Raw genomic sequence first — 21,189 nt, 5'->3', positions numbered from 1 at the left:
CCTCCGGTCCGGTGCCCTGCGCCCGCCGCGCGGACCGGGCAGCGGGCCGTCGCGGCCGCTACTTGGCTTCGCCCAGCTCCACCGGCACGCCCACCAGCGAGCCGTACTCGGTCCAGGAGCCGTCGTAGTTCTTCACGTTGTCCAGTCCGAGCAGCTCGTGCAGCGCGAACCAGGTGTGCGAGGAGCGCTCGCCGATGCGGCAGTAGGCGATGATGTCCTTGTTCAGGTCGACGCCGGCCTCGGTGTAGAGCTTGCGCAGTTCCTCGTCGCTCTTGAAGGTGCCGTCGTCGTTGGCGGTCTTGGCCCAGGGGATGTTGCGCGCGGTGGGGATGTGCCCCGGCCGCTGCGCCGTCTCCTGGGGCAGGTGCGCCGGCGCCAGCAGCTTGCCGACGAACTCGTCGGGCGAGCGCACGTCGACGAGGTCCTTGCTGCCGATGGCGTCGACGACCTCTTCGCGGAACGCGCGGATCGAGGTGTCCTGGTCCTTGGCGGTGTAGGCCGTCGCCGAGCGCTGCGGGACCTCCTCGACCAGCTCGCGGGAGTCCAGCTCCCACTTCTTGCGGCCGCCGTCGAGCAGCTTGACGTTCTGGTGGCCGTAGAGGCGGAAGTACCAGTAGGCATAGGCCGCGAACCAGTTGTTGTTGCCTCCGTAGAGCACGACGGTGTCGTCGTTGGAGATGCCCTTGTCGGAGAGGAGCTTCTCGAAGCCGGTGCGGTCGACGAAGTCGCGGCGGACGGGGTCCTGGAGCTCGGTCTTCCAGTCGATCTTGACGGCGTTGCGAATGTGGCCCTTGTCGTAGGCCGACGTGTCCTCGTCCACCTCTACGAGGACGACGTCCGGGTCGTCGAGGCGGGCCTCCACCCAGTCGGCGTCCACGAGGACGTCGGAGCGGCTCATGGGGAACCTCCATCAATCGTCGGTCGGTCGTTCGTTGCGCCGCGAGGGCGGTCGTGCGGTGCCGGACGCCTCACGGGGTACGGCCCGCCGGGGTCAGCCGGCGCATCAGCAGGTACATCTCACAGCCCAGGCACAGGCCGAAGGCGGCGTTGAGGAAAGCGGCCAGAAGAGCGAGCGCGGTGGCGGCGATGCCCAGCCAGGCGCCGACGGCGAGGTAGCCGACCAGCCCGGCGAGTGCGAACACCAGCCCGACCGCTTGGGCGAAGCGCGGCGGAGCCGGGTCCTCGGTCTCCGGCGGCGGGCCCAGCCTGGGGCGAATCAGCCAGGCGTAGAGCAGGCCGTAGGGCGAGCGCCGGACTCCGGCCGCGACGGCGGCGGCGAAGACCAGCGCCTGGGCCGCGAGCAGCCACACACTGCCGGTGACCAGCACGATCGCCAGTACTGCTGTGGTGACGGCGGCGGCGAAGCGCTGACCTCGCGGGTCGACCTGCATCGTGGACTTACCACCCGGGTGAGTGCTGCTTGCGGAGTCGAGGGGCGGCCGGCGGCCGGACATGCGCGGCGGGCCGAATCAGGCCCCGGGGCGATCGGCTCTAGCGGACAGCACGACAGAGTGCGGTGGCGACGTGGCAGAAGTCCACGGCGCGCCGCTTGGTCAGAAACGGCTCTGTCGGAGAACTCACGCCACTGATGGTACGTGGTGCGCACACGGATGTCACGGGTGGGTCGACTCACAGACCCCCGTCCGGCCTGGGAATCCGCGCTGCCGCCCGCGGTGGGCCGATGCGGCGGGGTCGCGGAGCAGGAGGGGCGGGAGGCTCGGAGGGCTAGGGGATCGCCTCACCCAGGGCCGCGATCACGTCGGGCTTGCGGGGCTGGCCGGCGGCACGCTGGGTGACGCGGCCTCCCGCGTCGAGCACCAGCACGGTCGGCGTGCGCATGACGTCCAGGCGGCGGACCAGGTCCAGGTGCGACTCGGCGTCGACCTCGACGTGGGCCACACCCTCGACCATGGCGCAGACCTCGGCGAGCACGCGCCGGGTCGCGCGGCAGGGCTGGCAGAAGGCGGTGGAGAACTGCACCAGGGTCGCACGCTCGCCGAGTCCGGCGCCCAGGTCGCCCTCGGTCAGCTCCTGCGCCGCCGCTCCGCCTCCGGTCGCGGGATGCCCGCTCGCCGCCTGTGCGTCCATGCCGGATACCTCCCCGGATGCCGACTGCGCCGCCGCCTGCCGGAGGCGCGCCCGGCGGGCGCCGCCGAGGGCGCGGAAGCGACCGTCGAACCGGCGCCGCAGCAGGCCGAAGGCGGTGCCCAGCACGAGGACCGCCGCCAGGGCGGCGGCTCCGGCCAGGGTCTCGGCACCCGCTGCGCCCGCGTCCACGAGGCTACCCCGCAGCGGGCGAGGTACCGACGAGCTCCACGTCTCGCGCCTCCGCCATGACCTCGACGCCGTTGGGCAGGGCCTCGATGCTCTTCACCTCGAGGCCGAACGGCATCTCGGGGACGGGCACCTGCAGTGACAGCATCTGCTCGACGATGTCCATGCCGCCGAGCCCGGTCTGGCCGACCTCGATCTCGGAGGGGGTGACCACGATGGAGTCGTCCTCGACCGACACCTGCAGGTCGGCCGAGACAGGCGTGCTGTACTGACCCAGGGCGAGGTCGCCGGACATGCGCGGCTTGCCGTTCTCGTTCTCGATCACGATGCCCTCGGGCAGGCGCTTCTGCAGCTCGCTGTAGGGCAGCGTCACCTTCGCCTCGGCGGTGCCCGCCACCACGCTCGGCTGGGTCATCAGGTCCGACAGCGGTGCCTTGACGTCGCGCGCCGTGACGTTGACGCGTTCGAGCTGGACGCTGTCGACGATGATCGCCCCGGTGACGATCCTGATCTCGTCGTACTCGCCGCTGACGGCCTGCGTGAGGAAGGGGAAGCCGCCGATGGTGACCTCGGGTTCGGAGGCCATCTCGTACTGCTGCTCGACACGCGAGGCGATCTCGCTCTCCGCCGCGTAATGCAGGCCGCGGTCTGCCACGGCCACCACGATCAGCACGAAGATCACAAAGACGAGGAACTTTCGCATCGGGCTACCAGCACGCTCCTGTTGGGTCCGGCGCCCCGCCCGGCTCCGACATCCGGCCGGCGGGCACGCCACGGCGGCGTCGGAGGGCGCCCAAAGCTCGGTACTTGATCGAAGGGTACTTCACGTGTATCGCAGCTCCGGGCCCGAGGGGGATCTCACGGCGAATTCTGACGAAGCACCCAGGCGCACGGCCCGGTCGGGCGGTCGGCAGGTCCGAGGGGCGGCACCGGCCGAACGACGACGAGGCTAGCGCGGCATGAGCATGCTGGCTAGGTTGTCGGTCGCAGAGGCGCCCGCGAGCGAGAGCTCGATCACGTTGGTGGCGACGACCGCCGCCGCGCTGCGCCTGCCGAACTCCAGCACGTGCGGCTGCTGCTCGTGCTCCTCCATCGCGAGCTCGTCGCGGTAGATCGCGTAGACGATCCGCTGCAGGGGCGCACTGGGCACCGTGTGGCAGGCGAAGAGCAGGGTGTCGGGCTCGTTGCGGGCGACCTCGTCGACGACCTCGTCCGCGGCCTCGTCGAACGCGTCGGCGCGGCCCTCGGCGAGCGTGTAGATGGTGATGACGCCGAGGATGCGCTGCTGCCGAGGCGGAGCCGCCGCTCCCCGGCCCGCCGGGGCGCCGCGGGTGTCCCCGCGGTCGCCATAGGGCTCGTCGTCGTAGTCGTCGAAGTCGTCGTCGTACTCGTCGCGGTCGCGCCGCCGGCGCCTACCCCACACGTCGTCCTCCTCATCGTCTTCGGCGTCGCCGCCGGGTTCGTCGCCGCGGCCGCCGCGGCCCGAGCGGGAGCGGCCGCGGGCCCTGCGGTTCGAACGCTCGCGCGGGGGATCGACGGCCCGCAGGAAACCCACCCACAGGGCCGCAAGAGCACCGAGCATCAGCAGCTGCCCGAGGATACCCAGGCCGAAGCGGCTGACGACGACTTCCAGCAGCACCGCGAGCCCCATGAGCGCGAGCACCGACAGCTCGTGCCGGGCGAGCCGGGGCTGGTCGCGCAACCTCCGTGCCACGACGATCGCGCAGGCCACCAGCGCCACCGCGGCGAACACGTGCACCAGGGCCAGCGCCAGCGCCGGGAGGGTGTCGTAGTGCTCGCGCATGACCGGGTAGTCGTTGTCGAACCGGCCGCGCAGGCGGTCCATGGTGAGCACCACCAGCGGCACGACGCCCAGCGTGGTCACCACCAGGCGGGTGCCGAAGCGCGCCCGCGCGGATCCGACCGCGTACTCGACGGCCCCCCAGCCGACCAGCAGCGGACCCAGTTGCCCGATGCCGATCTGCAGGATGCGGAACGTCGCCTCGTTGAAGCCGAGCAGCGCACCGGGGAAGGCCGCGCTCAGCGCGATTCCGAGCACGACTGCTGAGGCGCCCCAGGCCACGGCGAAGAGCCGCGGCTTTCGGGCGCCGCGGGCGATCAGCGCCGCGCTGGCGCTCCAAGCCACCAGGGCGCAGACGAATGCCAGTCCAACCTCGACCATTCCGCTAATGATGGTGCACTCGGGGCCTCTGCCGTGAATCCGCGGGCATATTCCTACGCCCGAATTGCCCCACTCACCAGTCTTTGAGCAGAATCAGCGGTTTGACATGTGATTTACCTCACGGGATCCGGAGCGGTTTCCGCCGGGTTGTCCGGCGGTGCACGCGGGGGTCTTAGGCTCGGAGGCATGTGGCGCTATCTCCGTCGGCCCGACCGCGGCCGTGCCGTCCTGGCCGGCGAGGCCTCGGCGGCCGCCGCCGAGGCCCGCAGCGGCGGCGCGCTGAGCGTTCCCGCGCCCTCCGGCCCGCCCGCCGGCGCCGACCGCGCCGGTGCGCCCATCGCATTCTTCGACGTCGACAACACCCTGATGCGCGGCGCGTCGATCTACCACTTCGCCCGCGGCCTGGCCGCCCGCGACCTGTTCACCACCCGCGACCTGCTGCGCTTCGCCTGGGGGCAGATACTCTTCCGGGCCAGCGGGACCGAGCAGCCTCAGCAGATCAACGCCGCACGCGAGGCCGCGCTCGCCTTCGTCGCCGGCCACGACGTCGAGGACCTCGTGGGGCTGTGCGAGGAGATCTACGACGACACGATGTCCGGCCGCATCTGGGAGGGCACCCGCCGCCTCGTCCACCGCCACCTCGCTCGCGGCGAGCGCGTGTGGCTGGTCACCGCCACACCGGTGGAGCTGGCCGACATCATCAAGCGCAGGCTCGGACTGGACGGCGCGCTGGGCACGGTGGCCGAGACCGTCGACGGCGTCTACACCGGACGGCTGGTCGGCGACCTGTTGCACGGCCCGGCCAAAGCGGCCGCCGCAGCGGCGCTCGCCCGCCGCGAGGGCGTCGACCTGGACGACTGCACCGCCTACAGCGACTCCAGCAACGACCTCCCGCTACTGGGCGCGGTGGGCCGCCCCAACGCCGTCAATCCCGACGACGCGCTGCGCGGCCACGCGCTCGCCGCGGGCTGGCCGGTGCACGAGTTCCGGACGCACCGCGCCGCCCTGCGCGTGGGCGTACCCGCGGCGCTCACCGGAGCGGTGGCCGGGGGCGTCGCCGCCACTGTTCTGCGCCGCCGCACCCGCCGCTGACCGCGGCGCGGCGCACGAGCGCGGTCCCCGCCCGCGCCCGGCCGAGGCGCTCGCGGCGACCGCTTCAGGATCCCAGCGCCGGACGGGTCCGGTGCGGGCGGCGCGGAGGAGCCGCGTTGTGGCGGCGCGGGCCCCCGCTGTGCTCGCTCAGGTAGGCCTCGAACGCTTCGCTGGAGGTGTAGGAGGGCGACCAGCCCAGCTCGCGCTCCAGCTTGCTGAAGTCCACCACGCGGCCGGAGCACAGCAGCCGGAGCTGGTCGGGCGAGTAGTCGAACTCCCCGCGCCGCGCCAGGCCGCCGAGCATGCGCAGGCCGCGCTCGGGCATGGCGAAGCGCCGCCGCCCCACCCGCCGCAGGCACTGCGACAGCGGCAGGGAGCCGGAGCCCGCCACGTTGAAGACGCCGGCCTTGTCGCTCAGCGCCATCCGGCGCACCGCCTCGACGCCGTCGTCCTCGTGGATGAACTGCATGCGGGGGTCGTAGCCGCGGACCGTCGGCACCAGGCGCAGTCCGAAGTAGCGGGTCAGCGGGGTGTCCACGGACGGGCCGATGAAGCTGGCGAAGCGCAGCACAGCCACCGAGAGCTCGGGGAGGCGCCGGGCGAGGGCTTCCGTGTGCTCCTCGACCTCCGCGGCGTTGTGCGCGTAGGCGGAACGGGGCATGCTGCGCGCCTCGCGCTCTTCGGTGCACAGGAGCGGTCCGTGGCCGGACTCGCCGTAGACGGCGGCGCTGGAACGCACCACCAGGCGTGCGACCGACTCCGAGCGCTGGCAGCCGGCCAGCAGCTGCATGGTGCCCAGGATGTTGCCGTTGCCGGTGGCCGATCCTCCACCCGGAGCGCTCCCGGCGGGAGTCAGCCCCAGGTGGAGCACGGTATCGGCACCGGAGTCGACGACGGTCTGCGCGATGCTGCCGCCGTGCAGGTCGGCTGAGACGTGCTCGACTGCACCCAGCGGACGGCGCAAAGGCGCCGCATCCACGCCGACGACCCGATCGACGCCGGGGTCGGCGGCCACGGCCTCGGCCACGCGGGCCCCCAGATGGCGGGAGACTCCTGTTACCAGTACGATGCGGCCCATTGGACGCGCCTCCACGATCGACTTCCTCCACACGGCTGAAGCCGGTGGACTGCGGTCGGCGAGGGCACCGACCGGTGCGGTACTTCCTCGCGGTTCCCGCTGGTTCCCGCTTCCGCCGCCGAGGTCACCGCAGGCTGGTACGGCGTTGTCCGCGGCGCGGCGGCTCCCGGGAAACGGCCGACCCGGCACCGGAGCCGGACCGCGCCGCTGGAAGGCCGGTCAGGGGTTCTGACGGGGACTTCCGAGGGGTCTTCACTCCCGGAGTCCGGGAGAAGGAGGTCTCCGCGGCGACCGCGCCGCCGCAGCGCCCGGTGCCCGCGGAGAGACCGACCTCCGGCGAAGGTCCCGGCTACTTCTTGTTGCGGCGCGCGACCCGGGTCCTCTTCAGCAGCTTGCGGTGCTTCTTCTTCGCCATGCGCTTGCGGCGCTTCTTGATGACGGAACCCATACGGCTCACCTCTCGCCAGCGGACCAGATGACACGACGGCCCGCCCCACCCGCTGCACATGAGGCAGCGCGCGTGCGGAACCGGCGGAAGAATGCGGCGGGATCCGTCGCAGTGACGGGCGCGCGGGACCGCGCTCCGATGAAGGACGCCGCACCCGAGAGACCAGCCTACCGCTTGGCGCGACGCGGTCGACGCACAGGCCGCCCTCGCCGGCCTCTCCCCCGCTCACGAACACGGATGCGGTGCGCCGAATTCCCCTCCGCCGACCCCGGTACCGGCGCCGCGCGCAGCCGGATCCGCACTGGGCGGGCGCCGCCCGAAGCGGCACGGGCGCCGCGTCAGGCGCCCGGAACCAGGGGGCCGCTGCGGCGGTAGAGGTCGGCCGCCGGCTCGGCGTAGCCCACGCTGACCAGCTTCTGGTCCTCGAAGGTCAGCGACGTCACGCTGGCCAGGTTGCACTGGCGGCGGTCGGGACGGTGCCAGAGCCGCTTCTTCTCGGCTGCCCGACGCGCCATCCAGATCGGAAGCTGGTGGCTCACGCAGACCGCCTCGCGCCCCCAGGCCTCCTTGCGCACCACCTTGATGACGTCGACCATGCGGGCGACGATGCCCGCGTAGGGCTCGCCCCACGAGGGCCGGAAGGGGTTGTAGAGCCGGCGCAGCACCTGCAGATCGCGGACCGAGCGCGACGACAGGGCCATGCCCTGGAAGGTGTTTCCGGCCTCTATCAGGCGCTCGTCGAGCCGGACGCCCACGCCGAACTCGTCGGCGACCGGTCGGGCGGTCTCCTTGGCGCGGTCGAGGGGCGAGGTATACAGCGCGGCGATGTCACGCCCGGTGAACCAGTCGGCCGCCAGTGCGGCCATCTCCGCGCCGTTCCCGCTCAGGTGGAACTCCGGCAGCCGGCCGTAGAGGATCCCGTCCGGGTTGTGCACTTCGCCGTGCCTGAGGAGATGGACAACGGTGGTCGTACTCATGTGCGCGGGACCGATTCCCTTCCGATCGTCGTGGGGCTGCGCCGGGCGGCGCGCGCGGCCCGCCGGGCGGCTGCGGAGCGGGCGGCGGTGCGCAGCGCCGGTGGCACGCGCGTCGCCCGCCGACCTCGGCGGCGGCGCCGGCGCCGCTCTACCAATCTATCGAGCGCGTACGGGGCGGCGCCCACTGCGCCCGGCACAGCCGCCCGCCCCGGGGCAGCGGCGGGCGGTCGCCGCTCCGGCGCCCGCGCGCGGCGCGAGTCCCGACGCGCCGGGAGCGCCCGATCGCGGCGCGGCTCAGACCTCGGCGGCGGCTCGCGCCGCCCGGGGCAGCGCGCCGAGGATGCGCTCGACGGCGGTGTCGTCGTGCGCGGCCGAGAGGAACCAGGCCTCGAACGCGGCGGGCGGCAGATGCACGCCCTGGTCGAGCATCGCGTGGAAGAAGGCGGCGAACCTGTCGAGGTGCTGGGCGCGCGCGCCGTCGAAGTCGGTGACCTCCTTGCCGGTGAAGAAGACGGTGAACAGGCTGCCGCCGCGCTGCACCCGGTGCTCGACCCCGGCCGCGCTCAGCTCGCGCTCCACGGCGGAGGCGACCCGGTCGGCGGCGGCGTCGATGCGCGCGTAGGCCTCGTCGGTGGCGTTGCGCAGCGTCGCCAGGCCGGCCGCGGTGGCCAGCGGGTTCCCCGACAGCGTGCCCGCCTGGTAGACCGGCCCGGCCGGGGCGAGCAGCTCCATCAGCTCGGCACGGCCGCCGAAGGCCGCCGCGGGCAGGCCGCCGCCCATGACCTTGCCGTAGGTGACCAGGTCGGGGGCGACGCCCTCCAGCCCGTACCAGCCGGACCGGCTGACGCGGAAACCGGTCAGCACCTCGTCCAGCACCAGCAGCGCGCCGTTGGCCGCGGCGATCTCCTTCAGACGCGCGTTGAAGCCGTCGCGGGGCGGCACAACGCCCATGTTGGCGGGGCAGGCTTCGGCGATGACGCAGGCGATGTCCTCGCCCTGCTCGGCGAACACCCGCTCGACGGCGGCGATGTCGTTGTAGGGCAGCACCACGGTGTCGGCCGCACCTGCGCCGGTGACCCCGGGCGAGTCCGGCAGCGCGAAGGTGGCCACGCCCGAGCCGGCGGAGGCCAGGAGCGCGTCGACGTGCCCGTGGTAGTTGCCGGCGAACTTGAGCACCTTGCTGCGGCCGGTGGCGGCGCGGGCCAGGCGGATCGCCGACATGGTCGCCTCGGTGCCGGAGTTGACCAGCCGGACCTGCTCGACCGGGGTGCGGGCGACGATCTCCTCGGCCAGTTCGACCTCGCCCGCGGTGGGCGCGCCGTATGAGGTGCCCTTGGCCGCGGCCTCGGTCAGCGCCTCGACGACGGCGGGGTGCGCGTGCCCCAGGATCAGCGGGCCCCAGGAGCAGACGAGGTCGACGTAGGTGTTGCCGTCGACGTCGGTGAGGTAGGGGCCCTCGCCCGAGGCCATGAAGGGCGGCGTGCCCCCGACCGCCCCGAACGCGCGGACGGGCGAGTTCACCGCACCGGGGACGACGGCGCTGGCTCGCTGGAACAGCTCGGCGGAAGTCTCTCGTGTACCCACGTCCCCAAGTGTGGCAGGAGGCGCACGCCCCTTCGCGCGGGTCCCGCCGGCACCGCCCGGACCCGCACACCGCACTCCCGCCCGGCGTGCGCACCCGGAGGTGCTGCGCGCCCACCTGCTGTAGGCGGGCCCGCTGCGGGTCGCCCCGGGTTCCCGCCACCCGGCGCGATATCAGTAGGTTGTGACGGCACGGCACACCGACTGCGAGGGAAGCGCCCTATGACCGAGGTCTTCGCCACTGCCGACCTGATCGACGCGCACGGCGACGCGCTGGCCAGCTGCGAGACGCAGTTCCGCCGGTTCGGTGCGCGCAGCGCCTTCCACGGCCCGATCGCCACGATCAAGTGCCACGAGGACAACGCGCTGGTCAAGGAGCAGCTCGGCCAGCCCGGCGAGGGCTGGGTGCTGGTGGTCGACGGCGGCGGCTCGCTGCGTACGGCACTGATGGGCGACCTCATCGCCAAGTCCGCGCAGGAGAACGGCTGGGCGGGCGTCGTGATCAACGGTGCCGTGCGAGACGTCGCCGAACTGGCCCGCCTGGACCTGGGGATCAAGGCCCTGGGCTCCAACCCCCGCAAGTCCGCCAAGACCGGCGCTGGGGCGCTCGACTCCCCCGTCGCGTTCGGCAACGTCGTCTTCGCGCCGGAGACCTGGCTCTACAGCGACGACGACGGCATCGTGATCAGCGAGGAGAAGCTCGACGTGCCGGAGTAGGGGTACACGCGCAAGGCGACCGGACCGCCACGGCAGCGGCACGGCATGCGAGGGGGACGGTGGACGCGTACGGGCGGCGATCGGCCGGGGCGGGCGGAGCGGAGTGGCGCCGGCCGGTCCTGGGCGTCGACATCGGCGGGGTGGTCATCCAACGGACCGGCGACGAGGGCGACACCTCGTTCTTCGGAGAGACGCCGATGCTCACTCCGGCCGTGCCCGGTGCGTTCGACGCGCTCGCCGGACTGGCACGGGACGAGTTCCGCGACCGCGTCCATCTGGTGTCCAAAGCCAAGCTCGCCACCGTGGACCGCACCCTTCGCTGGCTGGACCTGCACGACTTCACCGAGCGCACCGGCATCCCCGTCGACCGCCTGCACTTCGTCCCCGAACGCGCGGACAAGGCGCCGGTGTGTGCGCGGCTGGGCGTCACGCACTTCGTCGACGACCGGATCGACGTGCTGCGCCACCTGGGGGACGTGCCCTACCGCTACCTGTTCACCGGCGGAGGCGGCACGGAGGACCCCGCCGCGATCCCGGAGTGGGCCCGGCAGGCCGCCGCCTGGACGGAACTGGCCGAGGTCATCCGCCTCTCCGTGCGCGCGACGCGCGGCGGGGGGTAGCGCGATGCCGCCGGGCCGCTCGCAGGCGGTCGGCGGCCGCCCGCCCTTCTGGCCGGGGAACGGCCCGACTCAATTCCAGCGCAACGACTGGCGGCGCACAACGCCCCAGGGATTGCGCAGCAGACCGGGGTCGGAGAAGGGGTCGCCGTCCACGAGGACCAGGTCGGCCGGGGAACCGGGGCGCACGCGGCCGGCGCCGGGAATCCCGAGTGCGTCGGCGGCCGACGACGTCGCCGCCTTTAGCGCCTGCAGCGGGCTCAGGCCGTAGTCCCGCAGGGTCGTGATCTCGTCGACGAGGCTCGGGTGGGCCATGCCCGGCGCGCCGGCGTCGGTCCCGGCGATGACCGGAACGCCCGCCTCGATCGCGAGGGCGACGCTGCGCCGGTGCGCCTCGACCACGTCGCGCGCCTTGCGCACCGCGTAGCCGGGCGCCCCGCCGTCCGCCATCCGGCGGTACACCTCCGCGGTGGGGCACAGCACCGTGCCCCGGCGCACCATGTCCTCGACCACGTCCTCGGCCAGGAAGACGCCGTGCTCGACGGTGTCGATCCCGGCCCGGACCGCGTTGCGCACCCCGTCCTCGCCGAGGGCGTGTGCGGCCACCCGGCGCCCGCGGCGGTGCGCCTCGCCGGCCAGGGCGGCCAACTCCTCGTAGGTCAGCTCGCTGGCGCCGACCTCCTCACCGTCGGATCGGCCGTAGACGCCGCCGGTGGCCGCGGTCTTGATCACCCCGGCACCCTTGGCGACCTGGCCGCGGACGCCGCGGACCACGGCGTCGGGCCCGTCGCAGGGGATCCCCCAGAACGGGTCGTGGCCGCCGGTCATGATCACCGTCTGGCCGGCGGCCACGATCGCGGGCCCGTCGAGGTGGCCCCGGTCCACGGCCGCCGCGAGCGTGATGGCGACGTCCCAGTCGCCCCCGAGGTCGCGGACCGCCGTGATCCCGGCGGGAAGGTAGGCGCGGGCGTGCTCGGCCGCCCGGACGGCAGTGAGCTGCTCGCCGTCCCGGGCGACGTGCGCGACCGGGTCGGTGCTGCCGTCCCACACCAGGTGCACGTGGGAGTCGACCAGTCCGGGCAGGACCGTGCCGCCGGCCAGGTCCACGCTGATGTCCTCGGCACCGGCCCGCGCCGCACCCGGCTCCACGACCTCGCGCACCAGACCGTCCTCGCACACCACGTCGGCGGGGCGCGCCTCGGCGGAGACACCGTCCCACACCCGGCCGTCGCGGAGCACCAGCAGGGGCGCCATCTCAGGGCCGTCCCGCGACGAGGGCGCCGCCCTGCAGGACGGCGTGCAGGTGGTGCTCGGGCTCTGCCAGGACCGCGGCGTCGGCCAGCGGGTCGCCGTCCACAAGCAGGATGTCGGCGACGGCACCCGGCGCGACCGTGCCCAGCTCGCCCTCGCGGCCCAGCAGTTCGGCCGCGGTCACCGTCGCCGAGCGCAGCACCTCGTGCGCGGGCTGGACGCGGCCGCGGATGCTGAACTCGCCGCTCTGGTGGGAGTGCATGCTGCCCAGCAGGTCTGTACCGAAGACCAGCCGGACGCCGCCCTTCCAGGCCAGCTCCAGGGCGTGCAGTCCGGCGTCGAGCACGTCGCCCACTTTGGCCTGGCCGGCGGCCGGCAGGCCCGCTGCCGCGCCCTCGCGGTGCAGGTACTCATAGGTCACCAGCGTGGGCACCAGGAAGGCGCCGTGCTCGACGAACCTGCGCACGCTGGAGTCGTCGATGAGGTTGCCGTGCTCGATGCAGCGGACACCGAGCTCCAGGGCGCGGTTCACCGCGCCGGCCGTGTAGGCGTGACCGGTGACGTAGCGGTTGGCGTTGCCCGCCTCCTCGACGGCCGCCCGAACCTCCTCGGCCGAGAACTGCATCGAGTCCACCCGGTCGGTGGGCGAGGCGACGCCGCCGGAGAGCATGAGCTTGATGTGGTCGGCCCCGGTGCGCAGCTGGTTCCGGGCGCCGCGGCGCACCTCGGAGACTCCGTCGCAGACCAGGCCCATGGTCGGGCAGCAGGCGTGGTCGTCCAGCACCTGCCGGCCCGCGCTGCGCAGGTCGGCGTGCCCGCCGGTCGGCGACAGGGCCTTGCCCCCGAATACCACGCGCGGGCCGGCCCAGAGGCCTTCGGCGACGGCCGCGGCCACACCGTGGTCGGCGCCGCCGACATCGCGCACGGTGGTGAACCCCCGGCCCAGCATTCCGCGCAGGATCCGGCTCGTGTGGGCCGCGACGTAGTATGGGGACTGCTCTGCGACTCCCGCGAGGTCGGCGCTGGCAGCGGTGGTGTGCACGTGGGCGTCGACGAGGCCGGGCACCAGGTGCCGCCCGGCGGCGTCGATCTCGTCGGCCGACTCCGGCGCCCGGAGCGCCCTTCCCACCTCCTCGACGCGGCCCTCGTGCACCAGCACGTCGGCCCCGCGCGCTTCGCCTGTCGCGGCGTCGCATACCACGCCGCCACGGATGATGAGAGTGTTCGAGGTCATGAGTTCCCTTCCCGCAGCCCTGCCGGGCTCTCGGCTGTCCGCATCCTGCCAAGCGCCGCCTTTGAATGCAATAGTTGTTGCATCATGGTGGACATGAGTAGCGGCGAGAGCGGGACGGGAGCGGCGCGCCGGCAGGCGCTGCCCGGCTGGCTGACGTCGCGCCTGGAAGGCAGGCGGCCCGCCGCCGGCGCCCGGCGGGTGCTTGCGGCGATCGCCACCCAGCCTCGGCAGATGTCCTATGCCAGTACCTCGGCGGCGGCCGGCGCGGCCGAGGTCAACGTCGCGACGGTGGTGCGCACCGCTCAGCAGCTGGGCTTCAGCGGCTGGCCGGCGCTGCGGTCGGAGATCCGCTCGCGCTACCTGTCGGGGCTGTCGGCCTCGGAGGTGCTCAGCGAGCACAACGAGGACGCCGGACAGGGCCCGGCGTGGTCGACGCTGCGGCGGGACCTGCACAACCTGCAGGACCTCGCGCGGCTGCTGGACGAGGAGCAGATCGAGCGGGTGGCCGGGCTCATCAACCGGGCGGGAACGACGCTGGTCCTGGGCTCGGGCAGCTTCGGGGCGCCCGGCCTGCAGCTCTCCCACCTCGCGCAGACCATCGGCCACGACGTCCGGTTGCACCGGATCGGCGGGACCGCCCTGTTCAACGCGGTCTCGCTGCTGCGGCGGGGCGACTGCCTCGTGGTCTTCCAGCTCTGGCGCACTCCGCACGAGCTGCTGCACGCCATGCAGGTGGCGGCCGAGGCGGGGGTCTCCGTCGTCCTGGTCAGCGACCAGGTCCGCGAAGACCTGACCGAACTCGCCGACGAGCTGGTGGCGATGCCCAGCGAGGGCGCCAGCATGTTCCCCTCGCTCGTGGCCGCGACCACGGTCGTGCAGTCGGTCGTCGCCGCCCTTGTGGCCGGCGATCCGGCCGCCGCCGCGGACTGGAGCGACGGGGTCGAGCGGCTCTGGTCGCGCTACGGCCTCTTCCCCGATTCCGAAGATCGTCTGCAATAACTATTGCGTTCTGGCGGTCGGAGCGGGTTTCATGGCTCCACCCGACGACGGGTTCCCCCTGGCCAGCCGGGTCACGCGCCCGCCCGGCCGTCCTTCGACCGCCCCGGAGGCGTCCATGCAGACGACCCATGTGCTCGTTCTCGTTCTCTACCTGCTCCTCATGGTGGGGATCGGCGCCTGGTTCAGCCGTTCGAAGGAGGTCTCCACCGGGGACGACTTCGTCTTCGCCGGCCGGAACCTGCCGCGCCCGGTCATGATCGGCACGCTGCTGGCCACGTGGGTGGGTTCGGGCACGATCATCGGCGGTGCCAGCTTCGCCTACAGCTACGGCCCCCTCGCCTCGATCTTCTTCCTCGCGGGCACACCGGTGGGCATCGCCGTGCTCTACGGCCTGGCGAGCCGCATCCGCCAAGGGGCGGCCTACACCGTCCCCGAACTGCTGGAGCGCCGCTACGGCGTATCGGTCCGGATGATCGCGGCCGTCATCACCGTGCTCGCCTACACCGGCATCACCGCCTACCAGTTCACCGGCGGCGGCCAGATCATCAGCGTGATCACGCCGCTCTCCCCCGAGCAGGGCGCCGTGGTCGTGGCGCTGCTGGTGACCTTCCTGGCGGTGGGCGGCGGCCTGAAGTCGGTCGCCTGGAGCGACTTCCTGTCCGCGCTGATCATCGTGGCGTGCCTGCTCGCCGCACTTCCGCTGGTGCTCGGCACAGACCTCGGCGGCGTCGGCGAGTACTGGCGGGACCTGCCCGACGACTACCGGACCCTCAGCGGCGGCCTGGGCGCACTGCAGCTGCTCGGCTACTTCCTGCCGCTGTTCCTGCTGATCCTCGCCGACCAGAACATGTACCAGCGGCTCGGCGCCGCCCGCGACGGGGCCGAGGCGCGCAGGTCGACCGGCGGGTTCTTCCTGTCCAGCTTCCTGGTGACCGTGCCGGTCGCACTGCTGGGTTCGGCGGCGTTCGTCCTGATGCCCGGCATCGAGCCGGACTCCGCGGTGCTGTCGCTCGCCGGCGAAGGGTACCTGCCCGTCCTCATGGGCGGCCTGCTGCTGGCCGGCGCACTGGCCTTCATCATCACCACCGGCTCCTCGTTCCTGCTCTCCGGCGCCGGAAACGTCGTCTACGACGTGACCCGGCGGCTGCTCGGTGTGCAGATGGACGACCGGCGGCGGCTGCTGGTCCACCGCCTGGCCGTGCTGGGGATCGGGGCGGTGGCCTACGTGCTCGGCCGGTTCTTCCCGACGGTGCTGGAGCTGCAGATGTACTCCTACACCGTCTACGGCGTGGCCCTCGCACCGCCCGTCCTGGCGATCTTCCTGTGGCGGCGCGCCAGCAAGTGGGGCGCGCTGACCGCCATGCTTCTCAGCACCGTCGTCACCATCGTGTGGGAGCAGCTGGGGCAGCCCTACGGCGTGAACTCGGTGCTCGTCTCCCTGCCGGTGTCGCTGGTCACGCTGGTCGCGGTCAGCCTCGTGCTGCCCGACAGCGGTGTCCCTCGGACCGAGATGGCCGCCGACGCCGAAACCGCCGACCCGAAGGACTGAGATGACCCTCGACCTGACCGCGTTCCGCGTCCTGAGCTTCGACTGCTACGGCACGCTCATCGACTGGGAGCAGGGCATCACCGCCGTCCTGGCGGACTGGGCCCGCGAGCAGGGCCTGGACCACGGCGGCGAGGAGCTGCTGGAGAGCTACGCCGGCCACGAGGCGGCGGTGATGCGCGAGCACCCGGCGTGGCTCTACCCCGACGTGCTCGCCGAGTCCTTCGTCCGCACGGGATCCTCCGCGGGCGCCGAGGTCGGCCGCGACTGGGCCCGCAGGCTCGGCGGCTCGGTCGGCGACTGGCCCGCCTTCTGCGACTCGGCCGAGGCCCTGGCGCGGCTGCGCCGCCACTACGACCTGGTGATCGTGAGCAACGTGCACCGCGAGGGGTTCTCCGGCAGCGACAAGCACCTGCGCGGCGGCTTCACCCGGATCGTCACGGCCGAGGACGTCGGCGCCTACAAGCCCGCCGACCCCCACTTCGAGGCGCTGGACGCGGTGCTCGACGAGCTCGGCTGTGGGCGCGAGCGGCTTCTGCACGTGGCTCAGAGCCTCTTCCACGACCATGTGCCGGCCCGCCGCCGAGGGCTCGCGTCGGTGTGGATCAACCGGCGCCACGACCGGCCCGGCTGGGGAGCCACTCCCGAGCCCGCCGACGAGTGGCGCTACGACGCCGAGTTCCCCTCCATGGCGGCCTTCGCCGACGAGGCCGACCGGCAGCACGCGTAGCGGCCGGGGCGGCACACGCCGGGGAACGAGCCGTCCGGACTACCCGCCGCACATTCCTGTATCCCTGGAGTGAACACGCCGCACACCCGGGAGGGGCGATCACCATGGGACGCATCAAGGTCGGCAGTGAGAACAGCACCGACATCGAACTCCACTACGAGGACAAGGGATCCGGTCGGCCGGTGGTGCTGATCCACGGCTACCCGCTGGACGGCGACTCCTGGGAAGGACAGGTACCGGACCTGCTGGACGCCGGATACCGGGTCGTCACCTATGACCGGCGCGGCTTCGGCAAGTCCAGCCGCCCCGCGACCGGATACGACTACGACACCTTCGCCGCCGACCTGAACATCCTCCTGGAGACCCTCGACCTGCGCGACGCGGCCCTGGTCGGGTTCTCCATGGGCACCGGCGAGGTCGCCCGCTACCTGGCCTCCTACGGCTCCGCGCGCGTGGCGGAGGCCGCCTTCCTGGCCTCGCTGGAGCCGTTCCTAGCGATCACCGACGACAACCCCGACGGCGCCGCCCCCATGTCCTTCTTCGAGGGTGTCGCCGCCGCGGCCAAGGAGGACCGCTACGCCTTCTTCACCGGCTTCTACCAGGACTTCTTCAACCTCGACGAGAACCTCGGCGACCGCGTCAGCGAAGAGGCCGTCCGCAACGCGTGGAACGTCGCGGCCGGCTCCGGGCCCATCGCCGCGGCCGCCGCCCCGCTGACCTGGCCCACCGACTTCCGCGCCGACATCCGCCGGATCGACGTGCCCGCCCTGATCGTCCACGGAACCGCCGACCGCACCCTGCCCATCGACGCCACCGGGCGCCGCTTCGCGAGGGCGCTGCCCGACGCACGCTACATCGAGATCGAAGGCGCGCCGCACGCGCTGCTCACCACACACACCGCTGAGGTCAACGACGCCCTCCTGGGGTTCCTCGGCCGGTGATCCGCGGGTGCCGGGCGCGGGGCCGCCGCGCCCGGCGCCGGCCCGCCGCAGCGGTCGGCCGCCCCGACCTAGGACGGCAGGAACTCCTCGCAGGAGTCGGAGAGGATGTCCAGCACGGCGATGGGGTCGGGCAGCGACGGCGCGCCGGCGGCGTCCGGTGCCTCCGGTGCGCGGATCCAGGCGACGGGGTTGCCCGAGGGAAGCCGCGAAGGGGCGGCCAGCACGTAGCTGTCGCGGCAGTGCCAGCGCAGCCCGGGGGTCTCCTCGATGCTCTCCGGTACGCAGTCCAGGTGGCAGGACCACCACTCGTCCTCGTCGGCGGGCGAGCGCGTCGCCACGAAGAACAGGTAGCGCTGGGCGTCGACGGCGGCCACCGGACCCGCTTGCAGCCCCGCGCGCCCCATCCGGGCCAGTGCCATGACGCCTGCACCCGCCGGCACGTCGAAGACGTCGAAGACCCGGCCGGTGGGCAGGATGACGTTGGCGCCGCTCGCGGCGCTCCACCACCGGGTGATGACCTCGCGGTCGGTGGTGGCCTCCAGCCCCCACGTCGCCGAGACCGGGTGCGCTCCGGGGTCGGGGCAGCCCACGCGGTCGCAGCCGCAGGCACGCCCGCTCGACCCCGACGGCGCCGCGCCGCGGCACACCGGCCATCCCAGGGCCGCGTAGCTCAGCGCCGCACTGAGCATGCCGTCCGACGAGCGCCGGCGCCTACGCCGCTGCAGGACCTCCGCCACGATTGCTCCCCGTTCGTCTGATCGCCGGTCGATTCCCGTGGTGCTTCCCGCATCCCCGGCCTCGACCGCGATCCGGGGGAAACGGTGTGTCCCCCGCTCAGCGGAGCAATCGTGCGGCCTCGGTCGCCCAGTAGGTCAGGATCTGCCCGGCACCTGCGCGGCGGTAGGAGAGCAGCGTCTCCAAGATCACCCGCTCGCGGTCCAGCCAGCCCTTCTCGACGGCCGCCTCGATCATCGCGTACTCGCCGCTGACCTGGTACGCCGACACCGGTACGTCCACCCGGTCGGCCACGGCGGCGACGATGTCGAGGTAGGCCAGCCCGGGTTTGACCATGACCATGTCGGCCCCCTCAGCGATGTCCAGCTCCGCCTCGCGCAGCGCCTCGCGGGCGTTGGCGGGGTCCTGCTGGTAGCCGCTGCGATCGCCGAACTGCGGCGCCCCCTCGGCCGCCTCGCGGAACGGTCCGTAGAAGGCGGAGGCGTACTTGACGGCATAGGAGAGGATCGCGACGTCGGTGTAGCCGGCTCCGTCCAGCGCCGCGCGGATGGCGGCCACCTGGCCGTCCATCATCCCGCTGGGGCCCACGACGTCCACGCCGGCGGCCGCCTGGGCCACGGCTATCGCGGCGTAGCGCTCCAGGGTGGCGTCGTTGTCGACCTCTCCGGAGGGGGTGAGCAGCCCGCAGTGCCCGTGCGATGTGTATTCGTCCAGGCACAGGTCCGCCATGACGACGACGTCTCCGCCGAGGTCGGAGGAGAGGTCGCGCAGGGACCGCTGCACCACCCCTCCGGGGTCGTCGGCCGCCGAACCGCGCTCGTCCTTGAACTCGGGGATGCCGAACAGGATGATCCCGCCGACGCCGGCCTCAGCTGCCTCCCGGGCTGCCTTGCGCACGCTGTCGCGGGTGTGCTGCACGACCCCCGGCATGGACGAGACGGGGTTGGGCTCGCTGATGCCCTCTTTGACGAACATCGGCAGGATGAGTTCCTCGGGCCGCACGCGGGTCTCGGCGACCAGCCGGCGCAGTGCCGGTGTGCGGCGCAGGCGGCGCGGGCGCGCCACCGGGTACTGGGCGTTCATCCTAAGCTCCCCTGGTCACACGGTCTTGCGGCGCCGACCGCGGCGCTTCTGGCTGGGCTTGAGAGCGGGCTTGCCCGCCGCGACGGCTTCGGCTCGCTGTGCCGCACCGTACTCCGCCAGAGCCTCCGCGAGGGCCGAAACCGAGGCTTTCGGCGCCGTGACGTCCACACGCAGCCCGAACTCCCGGGCCGTCTTAGCGGTCTCCGGGCCGATGACCGCGATCACCGTGGTGTTGTGCGGCTTGCCGGCGATGCCGACGAGGTTGCGCACCGTTGAGGACGACGTGAACAGCACCGCGTCGAAGCCGCCCCCCTTGATCGCCTCGCGGACCGGGGCGGGCGGGGGCGCCGCGCGCACGGTGCGGTAGGCGGTGACGTCGTCGACCTCCCAGCCGAGGCCGGACAGCCCCGACGACAGGGTCTCGGTGGCGATGTCGGCGCGCGGCAGCAGCACCCGCTCGATCGGGTCGAGCTCGGCGTCGTAGGGCGGCCACACCTCGACCAGTCCAGCGCCGGACTGGCTCTCCGTCGGCGGCATGAGGTCGGGCTGGATGCCGAACTCGCGCAGCGACGCCGCGGTCTGCTCGCCGACGGCGGCGACCTTGACCCCGGCGAAGGCGCGGGCGTCGAGGCCGTACTCCTCGAAGCGCTCCTTGATCGCCTTGACGGCGTTGACGGAGGTGAACGCCACCCACTGGTAGCGGCCGGTGACCAGGCCGCGCACCGCGCGCTCCATCTGCTGAGGCGTGCGCGGCGGCTCGACCGAGATGGTGGGCACCGACTCGGGAACCGCACCGAAGCCGCGCAGCTGGTCGGCCAGCCCGGAGGCCTGCTCTCTGGTGCGCGGCACCAGCACCCGCCAGCCGAACAGAGGGCGACCCTCGAACCAGGAGGGCTCCTTGTCGCCGGTCACACCCTTGCCCATCAGAAACAGCGCGGGGGCGGTGACGTTGTGGCCCTTGGCGTCGGCGGCCTTGATGTCGGCGGTCAGCCGCTGAAGCGTCGAGGAGACCGTGGTCTGCTCGGTCGTGGATCCCATGCGCACGACGGCGACCGGGGTACTCGCGGGCTTGCCGGCGGCGATGAGCGTCTTGCACAGCCGCTCGAGCCCGGGCCCGCTGTGGCGCGCGTCGGTGCCGTCGGGAGCGTCGGGGAACATCACGACGAGGCTGGCGTCGCCGTGGGCGAGGCGCTCCCAGTCGAGGCCGGTGTCGCGCCCGTCGACGATGCGGGCCTCGCCGATGTCCTCGGGCAGCAGCGGGACGCCGGCGAAGGCGGGGACGGCGGTGGCGGCGGACAGCCCCGGCACGATCTCGTACTCGACGCCGGCCTGGCGGCAGGCCGACGCGAGGTCCGCGCCGCGGCAGCCCAGCAGCGGGTCGCCGCTGTAGAGCCGTACCACCCGCTTGCCCTCGCGGGCGTGGCCAACGGCGACGGCGTCGATCTCGCCGCCGCACTCGGCCGGGTCGATGACGGAGACGTCCTCGGAGCAGTGCCGCAGCAGGGCCTCGCGGTGCTTGGCCAGCTCGGGGCCGGGCTCGCGCAGGTTGACGACGACGTCGGCCTTGGCGAGCGCCGCCGCGCCCCGCAGAGTCAGCAGCTCGGCATCGCCCGGACCCGCACCCACCAGGGCCACGTGCCCGCGCCGGGTCGGACCCGATCCGTTCGGCGGCGGCTCCTCGTTACCACTCTGCGGATTCACTGT

At 72.9% G+C, this 21,189-nt stretch carries 21 protein-coding genes; 7 read left to right on the top strand and 14 right to left on the bottom strand.

Annotation, left to right across the window (positions count from 1 at the left end; genetic code table 11):
* Positions 1-58 precede the first annotated feature (58 nt).
* The 5 genes from RM446_RS20445 to RM446_RS20425 form a co-directional block, all read right to left on the bottom strand.
* The gene (locus RM446_RS20445) at positions 59-898 is read right to left on the bottom strand and encodes a sulfurtransferase (protein ID WP_311546994.1); all 840 of its coding nucleotides are present in this window, start codon (positions 896-898) and stop codon (positions 59-61) included.
* Positions 899-968: 70 nt separating this feature from the next.
* Entirely contained in the window at positions 969-1,391 is a 423-nt protein-coding gene (locus tag RM446_RS20440) for a DUF4395 domain-containing protein (protein ID WP_311546993.1), read from the bottom strand.
* 334 nt (positions 1,392-1,725) lie between these two features.
* Positions 1,726-2,088: a thioredoxin family protein gene (locus RM446_RS20435; protein WP_311547032.1), complete on the bottom strand. Its 363-nt coding sequence runs from the start codon at positions 2,086-2,088 to the stop codon at positions 1,726-1,728.
* A 193-nt stretch (positions 2,089-2,281) separates the two neighbouring features.
* Entirely contained in the window at positions 2,282-2,977 is a 696-nt protein-coding gene (locus RM446_RS20430; RefSeq protein ID WP_311546992.1) for an LmeA family phospholipid-binding protein, read from the bottom strand.
* Between the two features lie 246 nt (positions 2,978-3,223).
* The gene (locus tag RM446_RS20425) at positions 3,224-4,456 is read right to left on the bottom strand and encodes a putative quinol monooxygenase (protein WP_311546991.1); all 1,233 of its coding nucleotides are present in this window, start codon (positions 4,454-4,456) and stop codon (positions 3,224-3,226) included.
* A gap of 186 nt (positions 4,457-4,642) precedes the next feature.
* Between RM446_RS20425 and RM446_RS20420 the strand changes: the two genes are divergently transcribed.
* Positions 4,643-5,548: an HAD family hydrolase gene (locus tag RM446_RS20420; RefSeq protein ID WP_311546990.1), complete on the top strand. Its 906-nt coding sequence runs from the start codon at positions 4,643-4,645 to the stop codon at positions 5,546-5,548.
* Between the two features lie 64 nt (positions 5,549-5,612).
* On the opposite strand, the gene RM446_RS20415 is transcribed toward RM446_RS20420, so the two are convergent.
* The 4 genes from RM446_RS20415 to hemL all read right to left on the bottom strand — a co-directional run bounded on the left by RM446_RS20415 (position 5,613) and on the right by hemL (position 9,635).
* The gene (locus tag RM446_RS20415; protein WP_398695588.1) at positions 5,613-6,626 is read right to left on the bottom strand and encodes an NAD-dependent epimerase/dehydratase family protein; all 1,014 of its coding nucleotides are present in this window, start codon (positions 6,624-6,626) and stop codon (positions 5,613-5,615) included.
* A gap of 349 nt (positions 6,627-6,975) precedes the next feature.
* A complete protein-coding gene (locus RM446_RS20410) occupies positions 6,976-7,074 on the bottom strand; it encodes a 30S ribosomal protein bS22 (RefSeq protein ID WP_013155353.1) in 99 nt (32 codons plus the stop codon).
* Positions 7,075-7,412: 338 nt separating this feature from the next.
* Positions 7,413-8,051, bottom strand: coding sequence for a histidine phosphatase family protein (locus RM446_RS20405; RefSeq protein WP_311546988.1), 639 nt, complete (start codon positions 8,049-8,051; stop codon positions 7,413-7,415).
* A gap of 294 nt (positions 8,052-8,345) precedes the next feature.
* The gene (gene hemL, locus RM446_RS20400) at positions 8,346-9,635 is read right to left on the bottom strand and encodes a glutamate-1-semialdehyde 2,1-aminomutase (protein WP_311546987.1); all 1,290 of its coding nucleotides are present in this window, start codon (positions 9,633-9,635) and stop codon (positions 8,346-8,348) included.
* Between the two features lie 219 nt (positions 9,636-9,854).
* Here hemL and rraA point away from each other — a divergent pair, with 219 nt between their 5' ends.
* Both rraA and RM446_RS20390 read left to right on the top strand, forming a co-directional pair.
* Positions 9,855-10,349: a ribonuclease E activity regulator RraA gene (gene rraA, locus RM446_RS20395; RefSeq protein ID WP_311546986.1), complete on the top strand. Its 495-nt coding sequence runs from the start codon at positions 9,855-9,857 to the stop codon at positions 10,347-10,349.
* A gap of 59 nt (positions 10,350-10,408) precedes the next feature.
* Entirely contained in the window at positions 10,409-10,969 is a 561-nt protein-coding gene (locus RM446_RS20390; protein ID WP_311546985.1) for a hypothetical protein, read from the top strand.
* 69 nt (positions 10,970-11,038) lie between these two features.
* Here RM446_RS20390 and RM446_RS20385 read toward each other — a convergent pair whose 3' ends face one another.
* Entirely contained in the window at positions 11,039-12,220 is a 1,182-nt protein-coding gene (locus RM446_RS20385; protein ID WP_311546984.1) for a metal-dependent hydrolase family protein, read from the bottom strand.
* A 1-nt stretch (position 12,221) separates the two neighbouring features.
* The gene (locus tag RM446_RS20380) at positions 12,222-13,451 is read right to left on the bottom strand and encodes a metal-dependent hydrolase family protein (protein WP_311546983.1); all 1,230 of its coding nucleotides are present in this window, start codon (positions 13,449-13,451) and stop codon (positions 12,222-12,224) included.
* Between the two features lie 84 nt (positions 13,452-13,535).
* On the opposite strand from RM446_RS20380, the gene RM446_RS20375 reads away from it, so the two are divergent.
* The 4 genes from RM446_RS20375 to RM446_RS20360 all read left to right on the top strand — a co-directional run bounded on the left by RM446_RS20375 (position 13,536) and on the right by RM446_RS20360 (position 17,667).
* Positions 13,536-14,450, top strand: coding sequence for a MurR/RpiR family transcriptional regulator (locus RM446_RS20375; protein WP_311546982.1), 915 nt, complete (start codon positions 13,536-13,538; stop codon positions 14,448-14,450).
* Between the two features lie 115 nt (positions 14,451-14,565).
* Positions 14,566-15,999 carry a sodium:solute symporter family protein gene (locus tag RM446_RS20370; protein WP_398695587.1) on the top strand — a complete coding sequence of 478 codons (1,434 nt, stop codon included), beginning with the start codon at positions 14,566-14,568 and terminating at the stop codon, positions 15,997-15,999.
* Between the two features lies 1 nt (position 16,000).
* Positions 16,001-16,726 carry an HAD-IA family hydrolase gene (locus tag RM446_RS20365; protein WP_311546980.1) on the top strand — a complete coding sequence of 242 codons (726 nt, stop codon included), beginning with the start codon at positions 16,001-16,003 and terminating at the stop codon, positions 16,724-16,726.
* Positions 16,727-16,830: 104 nt separating this feature from the next.
* Positions 16,831-17,667 (top strand): alpha/beta fold hydrolase, encoded by an 837-nt coding sequence (locus tag RM446_RS20360; RefSeq protein ID WP_311546979.1) that lies wholly within the window; start codon positions 16,831-16,833, stop codon positions 17,665-17,667.
* A gap of 68 nt (positions 17,668-17,735) precedes the next feature.
* Here the strand turns inward: RM446_RS20360 and RM446_RS20355 are convergent, their stop codons facing one another.
* The 3 genes from RM446_RS20355 to RM446_RS20345 all read right to left on the bottom strand — a co-directional run bounded on the left by RM446_RS20355 (position 17,736) and on the right by RM446_RS20345 (position 21,186).
* A complete protein-coding gene (locus RM446_RS20355) occupies positions 17,736-18,404 on the bottom strand; it encodes a bifunctional DNA primase/polymerase (RefSeq protein ID WP_311546978.1) in 669 nt (222 codons plus the stop codon).
* Positions 18,405-18,501: 97 nt separating this feature from the next.
* Positions 18,502-19,485, bottom strand: coding sequence for a porphobilinogen synthase (gene hemB / locus RM446_RS20350; protein ID WP_311546977.1), 984 nt, complete (start codon positions 19,483-19,485; stop codon positions 18,502-18,504).
* A gap of 15 nt (positions 19,486-19,500) precedes the next feature.
* Complete coding sequence (locus RM446_RS20345; RefSeq protein ID WP_311546976.1) at positions 19,501-21,186, bottom strand: bifunctional uroporphyrinogen-III C-methyltransferase/uroporphyrinogen-III synthase; 1,686 nt, start codon at positions 21,184-21,186, stop codon at positions 19,501-19,503.
* Positions 21,187-21,189: the final 3 nt, after the last annotated feature.

This window comes from Streptomonospora wellingtoniae (assembly GCF_031845375.1).
In the GTDB taxonomy this organism is placed as follows: domain Bacteria; phylum Actinomycetota; class Actinomycetes; order Streptosporangiales; family Streptosporangiaceae; genus Streptomonospora; species Streptomonospora wellingtoniae.
The sequence above is the reverse complement of the archived record's forward strand: the minus strand, read 5'-3'. Positions and strand labels throughout refer to the sequence as shown.

Coding starts and splice junctions, on each gene's coding strand:
- RM446_RS20445 (WP_311546994.1), bottom strand. CDS start 898: ATGAGCCGCTCCGACGTCCTCGTGGACGCCGACTGGGTGGAGGCCCGC.
- RM446_RS20440 (WP_311546993.1), bottom strand. CDS start 1,391: ATGCAGGTCGACCCGCGAGGTCAGCGCTTCGCCGCCGCCGTCACCACA.
- RM446_RS20435 (WP_311547032.1), bottom strand. CDS start 2,088: ATGGACGCACAGGCGGCGAGCGGGCATCCCGCGACCGGAGGCGGAGCG.
- RM446_RS20430 (WP_311546992.1), bottom strand. CDS start 2,977: ATGCGAAAGTTCCTCGTCTTTGTGATCTTCGTGCTGATCGTGGTGGCC.
- RM446_RS20425 (WP_311546991.1), bottom strand. CDS start 4,456: ATGGTCGAGGTTGGACTGGCATTCGTCTGCGCCCTGGTGGCTTGGAGC.
- RM446_RS20420 (WP_311546990.1), top strand. CDS start 4,643: ATGTGGCGCTATCTCCGTCGGCCCGACCGCGGCCGTGCCGTCCTGGCC.
- RM446_RS20415 (WP_398695588.1), bottom strand. CDS start 6,626: ATGGGCCGCATCGTACTGGTAACAGGAGTCTCCCGCCATCTGGGGGCC.
- RM446_RS20410 (WP_013155353.1), bottom strand. CDS start 7,074: ATGGGTTCCGTCATCAAGAAGCGCCGCAAGCGCATGGCGAAGAAGAAG.
- RM446_RS20405 (WP_311546988.1), bottom strand. CDS start 8,051: ATGAGTACGACCACCGTTGTCCATCTCCTCAGGCACGGCGAAGTGCAC.
- rraA (WP_311546986.1), top strand. CDS start 9,855: ATGACCGAGGTCTTCGCCACTGCCGACCTGATCGACGCGCACGGCGAC.
- RM446_RS20385 (WP_311546984.1), bottom strand. CDS start 12,220: ATGGCGCCCCTGCTGGTGCTCCGCGACGGCCGGGTGTGGGACGGTGTC.
- RM446_RS20380 (WP_311546983.1), bottom strand. CDS start 13,451: ATGACCTCGAACACTCTCATCATCCGTGGCGGCGTGGTATGCGACGCC.
- RM446_RS20375 (WP_311546982.1), top strand. CDS start 13,536: ATGGTGGACATGAGTAGCGGCGAGAGCGGGACGGGAGCGGCGCGCCGG.
- RM446_RS20370 (WP_398695587.1), top strand. CDS start 14,566: ATGCAGACGACCCATGTGCTCGTTCTCGTTCTCTACCTGCTCCTCATG.
- RM446_RS20365 (WP_311546980.1), top strand. CDS start 16,001: ATGACCCTCGACCTGACCGCGTTCCGCGTCCTGAGCTTCGACTGCTAC.
- RM446_RS20360 (WP_311546979.1), top strand. CDS start 16,831: ATGGGACGCATCAAGGTCGGCAGTGAGAACAGCACCGACATCGAACTC.
- hemB (WP_311546977.1), bottom strand. CDS start 19,485: ATGAACGCCCAGTACCCGGTGGCGCGCCCGCGCCGCCTGCGCCGCACA.